Source organism: Candidatus Palauibacter sp., assembly GCF_965197445.1.
Lineage (GTDB): Bacteria > Gemmatimonadota > Gemmatimonadetes > Palauibacterales > Palauibacteraceae > Palauibacter.
Genome location: NZ_CBDANE010000003.1, coordinates 306,718 through 319,900 on the forward strand (window position 1 = coordinate 306,718; position 13,183 = coordinate 319,900).

Consider the following 13,183-nt stretch of genomic DNA (forward strand, 5'->3'; position numbering starts at 1 on the left):
GACTATCGGAACTCAGCCACACAGGACGCTGCCGCCGTTCACGTTGAGGATCTCGCCGGTGATGTGGCGGGCGGCGTCGGACAGCAGGAAGCAGATAGGCCCGGCGATGTCCTCGGCCGTCGCCACGCGTCCGAGCGGGATCAGGGCCAGTGCGTCGCGACCCGCCTCACCCTGAAGCGCCGCCGAGGACATGTCCGTGTCGACCCAACCCGGAGCGACGGCGTTGACGTTGATCGAGCGCGGACCCAGTTCGGTGGCGATCGACTTGCAGAAGGCGTTGATGGCGCCCTTGGACGCCGCGTAGTGGCTGTGTCCGGCTTCGCCCCGCTGCGACGCCGTCGAGGAGACGAGGACGATGCGCCCATCGGCCCCCATGCGACGCGCCGCCTCGCGCGTACTCGCATAGATCGACGTGAGGTTCGTCTCGAGCATGCGGCGCCATTCGTCCGCGCCGAGCGTCTCCAGGGGCTTCGCTTCCACATTCCACACGCCGGCGTTTCCGACGAAGCCGTCCAGCCCGCCGAACTCGGCGTCGGCACGCTCGAACAGCGCCCGACACTCCGCAGGCTCTGCCAGGTCGCCGCGGGCGCACCAGTGCGTCCCGTCCGGGGCAAGCGACCGCGCTTCCGCCACCGCCCGCCGCGCCTCCTCGTCGGCTCGATGGTAGGCGACCCCGACGGACGCGCCGGACGCCGCAAGCCAGCGCACCGTGGCCCGGCCGATGCCGCGCGACCCCCCCGTCACCAGCACGCGTTTCCCCTCGAGTCCGGGCAGTTTCGTACTCATTCGGCCTCTTTCATGGCGCCGAACCGCGCGCCGATGCGGCCATGCGGGCCAACCCACTCCGCGAGCCGAATCGCCCGGGCCGCGCTCCCCCCGAGCCGAGGATCGGCGGCAGCTTCGAAGGCGTAGGTGAGAATCGCGTCGGCCGCCAGCAACGTCGGGGCGGTCGAACGCGTCGCCAGGCCATTCGCCACGGTCTCGAACGCGTCCAGAGCTACAGTCACGAGCCCCTCCACTCCTCTCTCAGGAACCCCGCCCAGGAGCGAGCGAATCGTCTCAGCCAGCTCCGGCGGCGCCGTCCCCAGCTGTTCTTCCAACCACGCTTCGAGCGTGACGGAGGTTGACGCCGCACTCAAGTGATCAACCGGAGAGCTCCGGAATCCGCTCGGAGGCCCAGGTCCTCGCGGCCCCGAGCGCTTCATCGGCCAGCGCGGGATCGCCCACGCCGCCCTGCGCGAACCGAGCCCCGCCGCCGCCACCGGATCCGGTGGCCTTGCTCGACACGCGTACGAGATCGCCCGCCCGGAGCCCATGCCGAATGAGGTCGTCCGAGACGACGGACATGAACGCGTGACGGCCATTTTCGGGATAGACGATGTGCAGAATCGCAGCCCCCGACCCCAGTCCCCCGCGCAGCCGGTCGGCGAGCGTGCCCAGATCCGTCCCCGCAGGTATTTCGAGGCGCCCCGACACGAAACGAGCCCCGTTCGCTCCGGCGCCGGCCAGGAGGATGTCGATCTGCCGGGCGGTCGCCGCGCCGCGCCGCCCCTCCACCTCATGCGCCAGCCGGTCGCGCTCCTCGAGGAGTCGTCCCATGCGCGCCGTGAGGTCGTCGGGGTGGCACCGCAACTGCTCCGTCAGCTCCGTGAGCAAGCGGTGCCGAGCGAGTTCACGCTCATAGGCTCCGTAACCGGTCACGGCTTCGATGCGTCGGATCCCCGCCGCGACGCCCGTTTCCGACACGATTCGGAACGACCCGACCTGCCCGGTCGTGCGCGTATGCGTGCCCCCGCACAGCTCGAGGCTCAGGCCGGGAATCTCGACGACCCGTACGACATCCCCGTACTTCTCTCCGAACAACGCCATCGCCCCCGCCGCGATCGCCTCGTCGTATCCTCGCAACGAGGAGATGATCTCCGGATTCGAGAGGATCCCTTCGGTGACCTCCCCTTCGACGTCCGCCCGCTCCTGCTCTGTGAGCGGCCCGCGGTGACTGAAGTCGAACCGAAGCCGATCCGGCGCCACGAGCGAACCGGCCTGAAAGACGTGTTCCCCGAGCCGGCTCCGAAGTGCGGCGTGCAGGAGGTGCGTCGCCGTGTGGTTACGCTCCGTCTCGCGTCTCACCGGGTCGACCCGGGCGAACACGGAGTCCCTGACCACGCCTTCGACATCGGGTGGCGTCCCCTCCGCCAGGGGCCCCGCCACGACGGTCCGCCCATCATCGCTCCAGACCGAGGTGACATCGACGGCCCAGCCGTCGCCCGTCACACTGCCAATGTCCGACACCTGGCCGCCGCTCTCGAGATAGAACGGATTCCGTTCCAGCAGAAACGTGTGCACGCCGTCGCGGGCCCAGTGCTGGCAGTCCGTCTCGACATCCAGATCCGCGTAGCCCACGAACGTCTGGTCGAGAGCTTTGTCCCAGCCTGGACCGACCGTACCGCGGGCCGCCGAGAGCCTTACGACGGCGACGACCGGATCAGCGTCGGCAGAGCGGGATCGGGCGCGCTGGGCCTCGAGGGCCTGGTCGAAGCCCTCCCGGTCGATGTCGTAGCCGCGCTCGCGGGCGATGAGGCCGGTGAGGTCTTCAGGGATGCCGTGGGTGTCCTTGAGCTTGAAGACGACGTCGCCGGCCAGCGTGCCCGAACCGCCGGGCGGCATGGCCCGGTCGATCTCGCTCATCCCGCCCTCGATCGTCGACAGGAAGAGCTCCTCCTCCGCCTCGGTGGTCGCAAGCAGATGCTCCCGCCGCGCCTCCAGTTCGGGGAAAGTGTGGGACATACGGTCGACGACCACGCCGACGAGATCGTGGAGCAGCGGGTCACGGCGACCGAGCAGCCAGTAGTGCCGGACCGCCCTCCGGAGGATGCGCCGCAGCACATACCCCCGTTTCTCGTTCGACGGGAAGACGCCGTCGGCCAGCAGGAACGCGACCGCCCGCGCGTGATCCGCCAGCACACGGAACGCGACCCCGTCCTCCCAGTCCTCGGGGGCCAGCGAGTACCGGAGACCCAACCCGTCCTGGGCTGCCTCGATGAGCGGGAGGAAGAGGTCCGTGTGGTAGTTCGTGCCGACGCCCTGCAGCAGGGCCGCGATGCGCTCGAGGCCGGCGCCGGTGTCGATCGACGGCGCCGGGAGCGGTGTGTCGGTCCCGTCGGGGGAGCGGTCGAACTGCATGAACACGAGGTTCCAGAACTCGATGATCGCGTCCGCCTCGCCGGCGGCCTCGAACTGTGCATCCGTGATGCGATCGTCCTGATCCGTCCGCAGGTCGTAGTGCAGTTCCGAGCACGGGCCGCACGGACCCGTGTCGCCCATCTGCCAGAAGTTGTCCTTGTCCCCCATCCGGCGAATGCGCGTCTCCGGAATCGAGGTCAGCTCCAGCCACAGATTGAACGCGTCGTCGTCGTAGTAGTGGACGGTGGCCCACAGACGATCGGCCTCGAGCCCCAGCTCTCCCGTCACGAACTCCCACGCGAACTCGATCGCTTCGCGCTTGAAGTAGTCCCCGAAGGAGAAGTTCCCGAGCATCTCGAAGAATGTGTGGTGCCGCGCGGTCCGCCCCACTTCCTCGAGATCGTTGTGTTTGCCGCTCACACGCAGGCACTTCTGGGAAGTGACGGCGCTCGGGCCTGGACGGTCCGCCTCGCCCGTGAAGATGCCCTTGAACTGCACCATCCCCGCGTTCGTGAACATGAGAGTCGGGTCGTCCCGAGGGACGAGCGGGCCACTCGGCAGATGCAGGTGCCCCTGCCGCTCGAAGTAGGAGATGAACCGGCCCCTGAGTTCGTCCGCCTTCATCGTGTGATCGTCTGACCCACTGCGTTCGTATTCCTGTGTGTGCCGAATCCGCCGGCGCGGTCCGGATGGCCCGCCCCTACGTCGCCGGCCCGCTGTCTTCCGGCCAATATGCCTCGATCCAGGCTCGAATGCTGACCGCTGCGAATCCTCTTCTCGCCAGATAGCCGAACAACCGGCGACGAGACGCCACCGGGTCCGCCCCTTTCAGCCTCGACGCCCGCGCGGCGGCGACGCACTCGAGGAGCTCGTCCTCCGTCACGCCTTCCTCCGCCATCGCCGCGAGAATTCCGGACTCGGCATCCTCCGGCGCCACGCCACGGGAGAGAAGGTCCGACCGCATCCGCCGCGCACCGCAGGGCCGCAGCCGAATGCGGTCCCGCGAGAACGCGGCCGCGAACTCCTCGTCGTCGAGATACCCGAGCGCTTCCAATCGTTCCAGCGTCTGCTCGATCGCTTCGCCGTCGATGCGATCGCGCCGCAGCCGCCGCTCGACTTCTCGACGACTTCGCGGTCGGACGGAAAGGTAGCGCAGCCCGACTCGCATTGCTTCGGCCCGGGCCGCGGAGGCGCGCACCGCGTCCACTTCGACTTCCCGGAGCTCGACGCCGACCTCGATCCGAAGATGGTGCACGTCCTGATCGGGAAGCAGGCAGAGGGGGACGCCATCCAACTCGACTTTCGTCCAGCCGAACCGCCGGCGGGCCGGGGCGAGACCGGTTACTTCGGGCACTGGCGGCGAAAGGGGCGGCGTGGGCCACCCGCCACGCCCGACGACGGGCGGTCGCCGAAGCTGCGGCTCAGCGCGGGGCCGCCCGCTGCGTGGCGGGCTTCACCCCGTCGGCCGCGGCGTTGGCGGCGGTCTTGCCGGAATCCCGGGCCGGCTTCGGGAGGGTCATGCCGAGTTCCTCGCGGATCCGGGCCTCGATTTCCTCGGCGATATCGGGATTCTCCCGCAGGAAGGCCTTCGAGTTCTCACGGCCCTGGCCCAGCCGGACGTCATCGCCGTACGAGTACCAGGCTCCGGCCCGGTTTACGATCCCGATGTCCTCGCCCATGTCGACCAGCAGCCCTTCCCGGCTCACGCCCTGATTGAACATGATGTCGAACTCGGCCTGCTTGAACGGCGGCGCGCACTTGTTCTTGACGATCTTCACGCGCGTCCGGCTGCCGACCAGGTTGCTCCCCTCCTTGATTGACGCGATCCGGCGGATGTCGAGCCGTAGCGACGCGTAGAACTTCAGCGCTCGACCGCCGGTCGTCGTCTCGGGGCTGCCGTACATCACCCCGATCTTTTCGCGGATCTGGTTGGTGAAGATGACGGCCGTGTTCGAGCGGCCGATGGCGCCGGTCAGCTTGCGAAGGGCCTGCGACATGAGGCGCGCCTGAAGGCCGACGTGCGAATCTCCCATCTCGCCCTCGATCTCCGCCCGCGGCACCAGCGCGGCGACGGAGTCCACGACGATGACGTCGAGCGCGCCGGACCGGACCAGCACCTCGGCGATCTCCAGCGCCTGCTCGCCGGTGTCGGGCTGCGAGACGAGCAGGTTCTCGATATCGACGCCCAGCTTCTGCGCGTAGCCCACATCGAGCGCGTGCTCGGCGTCGATGAACGCGGCCACGCCCCCGTCCTTCTGCGCGTTGGCGATCACATGAAGCGTGAGGGTCGTCTTCCCCGAGGATTCGGGACCGAAGATCTCGCTCACTCGGGATCTCGGGATCCCGCCGATTCCCGTACCGTAATCCAGATTGAGCGCCCCGGTCGAAATGGCCGGGATCCGGACCCGCGCGCCGTCGTTCCCCAGCCGCATGATGGCCCCTTTGCCGTGGGCCCGTTCGATCTGGTTGAGGGCCAGGGACAACGCCTTTTTCTGTTCCTGATTCATCTCCACACCCATTTCACGCTCTCCCGGCTGTCCGAGGGTCCGCACGGCTGATGATCGAGGGCCGATTCGATCTGCAGGGGGCCTGCCGCGGCGGAGGTTGACAATATCACGATTCGGGCACTTTCGCAATTTATTCGGTTTTAGATTTCGCCCCGGGGCTGCAGGCGACGGACCAGTGTAAACGGGGGGTCTCAACGGCATCTCAACCAGACGCTTCTACCGCAACTCCGCACGCCGGGCAGAAGGTCTCATGGCCGGTCAGCGCCACTCCACACGCCCCGCAGAGGACCGTGGTCCCGGCACCCCCGGAGGTCGCGGCATCCCGCGCTTCGACGGCCTCCCGTTCCAGCCGGGCTCGGAGGGCCCGGTATTCTTCGTCGGGGAGCTTGCCGGTGTGGTAGTCCAGCTCGAGATCTCGGAGCGCTTCGATGGCGGCGTCCCGGCGGTCGGCGGGCCCGAGGGCGGCCCCGGTGTCTTCCCCGGCCCTGATCGCGGCCCAGACGATCGTGGACAGCAACACCAGCAGGATGCCGCCGAAGAGCACGAAGCCCGTCACGCGAGCGCCCTCCGCCGCTCCGCCGCGAGCTCGAGGGCTCGCGCCGCCGCTTCCGCCGCGCCCCCGACGATCTCGTCGAGCACGCGTTCCGGCAGCGTGGACGCCAGCCCGACGACAGGAATCCCGAACTTTCGGCAGAACGCCGCCTCGCTCAGCGTCCCCCACTCACCCGCGATCGCGACGACGGCCTCCGAGGCTCGCGCCACGAGCACGTTTCGCGCCTCACCCAGTCCCGTCGGGATCGGGATCGTGACCCCGCCGGCGGCCTGGGCCGGATCGCCGCCGGGCAGGATCCCCACCACGGTCCCTCCCTCGGACGCCGCTCCGTCCGCCGCGGCCTGCATGACCCCGCCCATGCCGCCGCACACGACGACCGCGCCGGCGCGGGCGACGGCCACTCCCACAGCGTGTGCCAGGCCGGCCTCCCGCGCGGTCGCGGACCCGGACCCGATGACCCCGATCCTCAGCGGGCGCATCGTCAGCGTTCCAGTTGCAGGGTGACGGGACCGTCGTTCGTCAACTCCACTTCCATCATGGCGCCGAACTCCCCTTCCGCGACCTCGCCACCCGCCCTGCACAACTTCACGAACCGGTCGTACAGGGCGCGGGCGGCCTCGGGCCGCGCGGCGCCTGCAAAGGACGGGCGTCGGCCGCGTGACGCGTCTCCGTAGAGCGTGAACTGGGAGACGATGAGAAGGGCCGCTCCGACATCGCTCGCCGACCGGTTCATCCGCGCCTCTCCATCCGCGAACACGCGCAGGCCCCAGAGCTTGTCCGCCATCCACTTCATCTGCGCCTCGGAATCCCCCGCCGCGAAACCCACGAGGACGACGAGGCCGCGCCCGATGGCGCCCACCACTTTGCCATCGACCCGGACCCGGGCTCGACTGACTCGCTGGATCACAACTCGCAATTGCGCCGCCCCGATGATTCGCTCCACGTCGGTTTTCCACACGAAGTAGAAAGCCGGGAACCGCCGAAAGATGCGGCGGGCCTGCGCGTTCAGCGACTCCACTTCGCGTGAGGAATATATTCCACTTTTTTTGGACATAGTTTGGACATGTTATCCACATCCTTTTCTTGAAAAAATGACCGCGGTATCCCATCTTCTCGGACTCGCTCACCCATGCGTGAGAGGTGATTGGGGGAGGGCGCCTGGGCGGGTTCGCAGGAACTCGCAGAGAAGGGGCACCCCCTGCGGGGCATGTACGACCGAACGACAAGAGTGAGCAGATGCACTCAGCCCCTGGCCACCCAATGGGTGTCAGGGGCTGAGCGAGGAAGCTCTTTTACGGCCATTGCCGCCCGATCCTGTTAGCTTGCGCGGTCTTCCAGGACCTCTGCGAGTTTTGGTACCGTCTGCCCGATCAGCTGTGCGTGATCCCGCGCCCTTCGGCTGCTTCGTCCCGTTGCCGGGCCTCCGCTGCTTCCGGACCCCGGGGCGCGCGCCCCGGCTTGCGATCTCGCGTCGGACAACTCGCGGTGCGGTTGCCGGCCTCGACCTCCGGTCGGTCGGTGCCGCCTCCCTTGGCACGTTCGAATTGTAAAAAGATTTTTTTACACCGTCAAGCGTCGACGGCAGCCAGTTGCATTTTTTTCAAAAACTCATCGACAAGAGGCCCGGATTTCACCGCAATTCACGAACGAAAGGCCTCGTTTTGTGTGACCTCCCGTCCGGTCGGCTTGTCGCCGCTCCTGCGGCCTCCCTGCCGATGCGGCCCGGTTGAGGGCGTCTACCGGCAGTGTCTACCGGCCCCGCCACAGGCCGGAGGGGCGAACAGCCGTGCGCGCACCCGATTGTTCCAGGTGTGCGAGGAGGCGGTTGAGAAGCGCCTCCGGCGGGAGAGTTCGCCGAAGCCCGGAGATGGTGGCCACGATGACCAGCCTCTCCTGCGCCCGAGAGAGCGCGACGTTAAGCAGCCGTGGGAAATCGCGGTTCCGGCGCTCGTCCAGAAACCAGCTGCGTCCCGGCGGCGCGTCGACGGTATCGATCACCACGAGCCGCTTCTCGCGGCCCTGGAAACGATGAATGGTGCTCACCTCGAGCCCGGCAGGCGCCGCGCGCCCGAGCCGGCGCCCCACGAGATCTCGCAGGTGCCGGGTCTGCGCTCTGTACGGGCTTACCACGGCGATCTCGCCGAAGCCGTCCCGGGCCGCCTGTGCCAGGAAGTCCGCCACGACCTCGGCGTGGACGGGGTTGCGCCGCGACCCGTCGGCGCGCTCGACCCGCGGATCGAGGCCGCTGGTGTCGAGTACCGTCACGGATCGCTCCTTCATCACCCGCTCCGCAATCTCGGGCGCATCCCTCAGACGGCCGCCGTAGAAGAACTCACTCACCAGCTCACGGATGTCCGGCGCCATCCGGTACTGGAGGTCGAGCATCGCGCAGAGCCCGTCGTTGGGAGACGGCAGGCCGGAGCTTCGCTGGTCGTCCACGACGCCGACTTCCCGGAACAGGTCCGTGCGGAGCCACCGGTCGGCCGTGGGTGTCGTACTCGAGACCACCGGCGGGAGCTGCTGGAAGTCGCCCACGGCGATCGCCGGCCCGGCCACCCGCGAGGCCGCGAGGGCGACGTAGGGGAGCGGCGCCGTGCTCGCCTCATCGATGAGGAGGGACTCGAACCGGAGTTGGCGGAGCTCATCCCTGATCGAGAGCCGCGCGAAAGTCGTGAGAATTACGTCAGCCTCCTCGAGCACGCGCTCGGCCTGGCGCGCGATTTCGAGCATGACGCGGCCGAGGGTTCGCGCGGCTTCCGCATCCTCGCGTGACCTCGCGAGCGAGAGCAGGCGACCCGCACGGGCGTAGGGGTTCAGCGCGGGAGCAGCCCCGCGCGCGCCGGCCGGCGGGTCGACCTTCAACCGCGCCTCGAGGTCCCCGAGTGTACCGTCCACGCCCCCGGCCCCGCCCTCGATCCGCCGCGCCAGGGCGGCGCCCAGATCGATGCGCGCGTCCGGCGCCGCCCCCAGATCGAAGCCGACCCGGATGATCCGATCCTGGTCGAGCATGGCCGGATCCGCGATGGTCGCAAGACGACCGGCGATCTCGTCCACCGCCCCGTTCGTGGTCGCCGCGACAAGCACCCTGCCGCGGAGCGCGAGTTCGAGTGCCGCCCTTGCCACAAGCCGAGACTTGCCGGTGCCGGGCGGCCCCCACACAAGTTGGACGCTGCTTCCCAGCACTCGTTCGAGCGCGTCCCGCTGTGGTCTGTTCAGGTCGTCCGACGACGCGAGTCTGGCGGCGTCCCTGCCGAGCTGCGGCGGCAACCTGCCGAACGCACTCAGCACCGTGCGCGGGAAGAAACGCTCCGGATCTTCGCCCACTTCGGCCAGCCGCGTGGAGAGCTCACGAAGGAGCCATGTGGGGTCGAATTCGAGTTCCGCGCCATCGAGGCGCTCGCCCAGCCACTCGGGGCTCACGGCCTGCAGCAGGCCCAGTGTGCGGTCGAAGCGGTGGACCGCGCCGAGCGCCTCCCGGCCGGCGGCGTGAATCCGCACGCGGTCGTCGGCGCGGATGTCGTACATTCCTCCCGCGATCTGGAAGGCGTACCGGTATCCCTTCGCCCCCTCTCCCCGCGAACGGCCGGAGAGCGCGGGGACCGGCCGGTCCAGGCGACGGCGGACAAGATCCGCCGACACCGCGTCGATCTCCTCCTCGATCGCGAGCCGGAGATCGGCCAGGAGACGCCACAGCGACTCCAGCGAGTCAGGAGTGTCCATGCCGGACCATACGGATCGGACAAGCGGGGACTGGGGACCCGAAACGCTTCGCGCGGCGCTCGAAGCCGCCGCCGAGTGGACCGTGGACTACCGGCAGCGCGTCGGGGGACTGCCCGTCTTCCCGGTGGTCGAGCCCGGTGGTGTGCGACGCGCGCTCGGGGATCGGCCGCCGCGCGAACCGCAATCGTTCGAGCGCGTGCTGGCCGATTTCGACGAGCACATCGTTTCTGGTCTCACACACTGGAATCATCCGGGTTTCCTGGCGTACTTCTCGAGTTCCACGCGGGCGCCGAGCATCGTGGCGGAGCTTCTGATCGCTGCCGTCGGGGTCAACGCAATGTTGTGGCGCACCTCGCCCGCCGCGACCGAGGTCGAGCGAACCGCGGTGGACTGGTTGCGGCAGGCCGTCGGCCTGCCGGCTTCTTTCTCGGGCGTGATCCTCGACACGGCGTCGACCTCGACCTTCACCGCCCTTCTCGCGGCGCGGGAGCGGGCCGGGACGGCGGTCCGCACGGATGGCCTCGCGGGAGGCCCGTCCCTAGCGGTCTATACCTCCGAGCAGTCGCACTCGTCGGTGGAGAAGTCGGCGCTCGCGGCCGGACTCGGGCACCGTGCGGTACGGCGCATCGAAGTGGACGACGCCTTCCGCATGCGGCCCGAGGCGTTGGAGGCCGCCATCGCCGCGGACCTGGCGAAAGGCGTGCGGCCGGCCATGGTGTGCGCGACGGTCGGCACCACTTCGACCGCGAGCGTGGACCCGGTGGAGGCCCTCGGCGCGGTCGCCCGACGGCACGGGGTGTGGTTGCACGTCGATGCAGCCTACGCGGGCCCCGCTGCCATGGTCCCCGAGCAGCGGGCGAACTTCCGTGGCTGGGAGACGGCGGATTCGATCGTGCTCAACCCCCACAAGTGGCTCGGGACTTCGCTCGACTGTTCAGTGCTGCTGTACCCCGAGGCAGCCCCTTTCCGGGCGTCGCTGGCACTGACCCCCACCTACCTTGAATCGGAGGACGACGAGACCAACCTCATGGATATCGGTCTCGCGCTGGGCCGACGCTTTCGAGGGCTCAAGCTGTGGGTCCTTTTCCGCTGTGTGGGGACGGACGGCCTGGCCGAGACACTGCGGCGGCATATCGCGATGGCCGAGGCGGCCGCGGCCCGGCTCGTCGATGGCGGCGTGTTCGAACTTGCGGCCCCCGTTTCCTTCAGCACCGTCTGTTTCCGCGCCGCATGGGCGGGCGATCAAGCGACGGGTGACCGCTGGAACCGTGAGATCATGGCCCGTGTCAACGCGGGGGGCCGCTCCTTTCTCTCGCACACAGAACTGGGCAGACGTTATGTTTTGAGATTGTCCGTCGGGAGCGTTCATACCGAGGAGCGCCACCTCGACGAGGTGCTCGATGCGCTGCACCGGGCCGCCGACGAACTCTCACCGGGAGAACCGGGTTGAACGCCAAGTCACGTTTTGGAGCCGTCGCGATGCTCTTGCCGGGCATCGCCCTCGCCACAGGAGCCTGTGCGACGGAGGCCGGAAGCACGCAGGAAAGCTCGGTGGTACCTGTCGATGCCGAGGTCGCCCGCGACCGCGCCGACCGCGGCCGCATCAAGGGCCGGGAGGGAGCGCCCGTGCGCGTGGTCGAGATCTCCGACTTCCAGTGCCCCTTCTGCCGCCAGTTCCACGAGGAGACGCTTACGAAGATCGACAGCGCCTACATCAGCTCGGGCAAGGTCAGCTACCTGTGGATCGCGTACGCCAACCCCGGGCATCCCCAGGCCTTCGTCTCGACGGAGGCCGCCTTCTGCGCGGGAGCCGTCGGCAAATTCTGGCCCATGCACGACATCCTGTTCGAACGTCAGGAAGAGTGGAGCGGTACGGCCGACCCCTACGCGCTCTTCATGGAGTATGCGGCCGAGATCGACATCGATCCGGACTCGTTCGGCTCATGCGTGCGCAACAGCACCCTCGCCCCGCTCGTGCTCCGCGACTATTCCAGCGTGACCCAGGCCGGCATCTCGAGCACGCCCTACTTCATCCTCGCCGACAGCGTGGCCATCCGGGGCGCCGCCGACTTCGGCACCTTCTCCACGGCGATCGACACCCTGCTGGTCCTGAAGGGCGGCGGCACACCTTAACCGTCAGGACCGGAGGCGGTCGCAGGGCGATCGTCTCAGTCGCGCGAGTCGGGGATCGTCGATGGAATGGCCGGCGGACAGTTCCACCGCGATCTCGCTCCCCATCGGGGTGAGTCCGAGAGCCGCGGCCACGAGCGCTTAATCGACCCGGTGGTGGGTGGCCGGATCTACGACCAGGACCAGTGCGGCGACCCGTCCGCGGAACTCGGGCCGCGGCTCGCCCACGGGATTCACGCGAAGGACCAGCGGCGTCGGTGAGAGGGAGCGTGTGACCAACATCGAGCCGGCGTGGCTCTGGACACCGGACGAGGGCAACGCGTTCGCCAGCAAGCGCGACAGCTCGGCGTTCTCCATCGGCAACGGGGCGCTCAGGAGTCCTCCGTCGTCGCCCAGCCCATCGCGCTCTTCGAGGAAGCCCCGCGCCCGGTCGTTCGCCGCGACGATCCGTCCTCGCCGGTCCAATTGGATGACCCCCAGACGGGTGCTGTCGAGCAGCCCGGCCAGGGATGTCCCGAGCGCCCGGGCCGCAACGAGTTCCTGGCGAGTACTCAGGTACTGTAGTACGTGCTGCCGAAGGTATAGGATCAGGCGGAGTTGAGCGGACGTCCAGCTCTCTTCCAACGAGTCCGCAAGGATCCACACGACGTCGGATCCGGAAGGCCCCGCCTGGCGCACATGGAGGCCGTTTTGCGCCTCGGTATCGCGTAGCGCCTCCCTGTATGCCGGTGACTCCCTTTTCTCCCGCTCCGTATACAGATCGGACGTGTGCCACAGTTTTCCGGAAGGCTGTTGAAAGAAGCGCGGGACACGTGGGTCACACGGAAAATAGTCCTCCAGGTACTTGCGCTCCCAATCCTCGCGGCGTTGTTCATTCAAGCAGAAGCGGCCGAAGACGAACTCCACATCGGCCGGAGAACGCCCGCGCAAGAGAGACAAGACACTTCCTCGCGTCCGGCAAGTCTCATTCAACTGGCAAGCGGCATCGAACCAACGCGTATCGTCGAGCGCGGCCTCGTGCAGCAGTGCCAGAGTACGGTTCAGCGGATCCTGTGCCCTCACGAGTCTCCCGTTTCGGTCGATGATCTAAACA

At 68.2% G+C, this 13,183-nt stretch carries 12 protein-coding genes; 2 read left to right on the forward strand and 10 right to left on the reverse strand.

Annotation, left to right across the window (positions count from 1 at the left end):
* Positions 1–12: 12 nt before the first annotated feature.
* The 9 genes from ACN9M6_RS02100 to ACN9M6_RS02140 all read right to left on the reverse strand — a co-directional run bounded on the left by ACN9M6_RS02100 (position 13) and on the right by ACN9M6_RS02140 (position 9,960).
* Entirely contained in the window at positions 13–786 is a 774-nt protein-coding gene (locus ACN9M6_RS02100) for an SDR family NAD(P)-dependent oxidoreductase (protein WP_419161256.1), read from the reverse strand.
* The gene (locus ACN9M6_RS02105; protein ID WP_419161257.1) at positions 783–1,139 is read right to left on the reverse strand and encodes a hypothetical protein; all 357 of its coding nucleotides are present in this window, start codon (positions 1,137–1,139) and stop codon (positions 783–785) included. The genes ACN9M6_RS02100 and ACN9M6_RS02105 overlap by 4 nt, the downstream gene beginning before the upstream one ends.
* Before the next feature lie 4 nt (positions 1,140–1,143).
* Positions 1,144–3,804 carry an alanine--tRNA ligase gene (alaS, locus tag ACN9M6_RS02110; protein ID WP_419161258.1) on the reverse strand — a complete coding sequence of 887 codons (2,661 nt, stop codon included), beginning with the start codon at positions 3,802–3,804 and terminating at the stop codon, positions 1,144–1,146.
* A gap of 76 nt (positions 3,805–3,880) precedes the next feature.
* Positions 3,881–4,474, reverse strand: coding sequence for a regulatory protein RecX (locus ACN9M6_RS02115; RefSeq protein WP_419161259.1), 594 nt, complete (start codon positions 4,472–4,474; stop codon positions 3,881–3,883).
* Between the two features lie 127 nt (positions 4,475–4,601).
* The gene (gene recA, locus ACN9M6_RS02120; protein WP_419161260.1) at positions 4,602–5,699 is read right to left on the reverse strand and encodes a recombinase RecA; all 1,098 of its coding nucleotides are present in this window, start codon (positions 5,697–5,699) and stop codon (positions 4,602–4,604) included.
* Positions 5,700–5,889: 190 nt separating this feature from the next.
* Positions 5,890–6,243 carry a hypothetical protein gene (locus ACN9M6_RS02125; RefSeq protein ID WP_419161261.1) on the reverse strand — a complete coding sequence of 118 codons (354 nt, stop codon included), beginning with the start codon at positions 6,241–6,243 and terminating at the stop codon, positions 5,890–5,892.
* Positions 6,240–6,719 carry a TIGR00725 family protein gene (locus ACN9M6_RS02130; protein WP_419161262.1) on the reverse strand — a complete coding sequence of 160 codons (480 nt, stop codon included), beginning with the start codon at positions 6,717–6,719 and terminating at the stop codon, positions 6,240–6,242. Before ACN9M6_RS02130 ends, ACN9M6_RS02125 begins: the two co-directional genes overlap by 4 nt.
* Positions 6,720–6,721: 2 nt before the next feature.
* Complete coding sequence (dtd, locus tag ACN9M6_RS02135) at positions 6,722–7,183, reverse strand: D-aminoacyl-tRNA deacylase (RefSeq protein ID WP_419161263.1); 462 nt, start codon at positions 7,181–7,183, stop codon at positions 6,722–6,724.
* A gap of 806 nt (positions 7,184–7,989) precedes the next feature.
* A complete protein-coding gene (locus ACN9M6_RS02140) occupies positions 7,990–9,960 on the reverse strand; it encodes a DEAD/DEAH box helicase (RefSeq protein ID WP_419161264.1) in 1,971 nt (656 codons plus the stop codon).
* Between ACN9M6_RS02140 and ACN9M6_RS02145 the strand changes: the two genes are divergently transcribed.
* Complete coding sequence (locus tag ACN9M6_RS02145; RefSeq protein WP_419161265.1) at positions 9,959–11,410, forward strand: pyridoxal phosphate-dependent decarboxylase family protein; 1,452 nt, start codon at positions 9,959–9,961, stop codon at positions 11,408–11,410. The two genes, ACN9M6_RS02140 and ACN9M6_RS02145, sit on opposite strands and share 2 nt — an antisense overlap.
* Positions 11,407–12,093, forward strand: a complete 687-nt coding sequence (locus ACN9M6_RS02150) for a DsbA family protein (protein ID WP_419161266.1) — start codon at positions 11,407–11,409, stop codon at positions 12,091–12,093. Before ACN9M6_RS02145 ends, ACN9M6_RS02150 begins: the two co-directional genes overlap by 4 nt.
* A gap of 138 nt (positions 12,094–12,231) precedes the next feature.
* On the opposite strand, the gene ACN9M6_RS02155 is transcribed toward ACN9M6_RS02150, so the two are convergent.
* Positions 12,232–13,029 carry a hypothetical protein gene (locus tag ACN9M6_RS02155; RefSeq protein WP_419161267.1) on the reverse strand — a complete coding sequence of 266 codons (798 nt, stop codon included), beginning with the start codon at positions 13,027–13,029 and terminating at the stop codon, positions 12,232–12,234.
* Positions 13,030–13,183: the final 154 nt, after the last annotated feature.

Excerpts from the sequence above, each read along its gene's own strand:
- ACN9M6_RS02100 (WP_419161256.1), bottom strand. The coding sequence starts at position 786 with ATGAGTACGAAACTGCCCGGACTCGAGGGGAAACGCGTGCTGGTGACG.
- alaS (WP_419161258.1), bottom strand. The coding sequence starts at position 3,804 with ATGAAGGCGGACGAACTCAGGGGCCGGTTCATCTCCTACTTCGAGCGG.
- recA (WP_419161260.1), bottom strand. The coding sequence starts at position 5,699 with ATGGGTGTGGAGATGAATCAGGAACAGAAAAAGGCGTTGTCCCTGGCC.
- ACN9M6_RS02130 (WP_419161262.1), bottom strand. The coding sequence starts at position 6,719 with ATGCGCCCGCTGAGGATCGGGGTCATCGGGTCCGGGTCCGCGACCGCG.
- ACN9M6_RS02145 (WP_419161265.1), top strand. The coding sequence starts at position 9,959 with ATGCCGGACCATACGGATCGGACAAGCGGGGACTGGGGACCCGAAACG.
- ACN9M6_RS02140 (WP_419161264.1), bottom strand. The coding sequence starts at position 9,960 with ATGGACACTCCTGACTCGCTGGAGTCGCTGTGGCGTCTCCTGGCCGAT.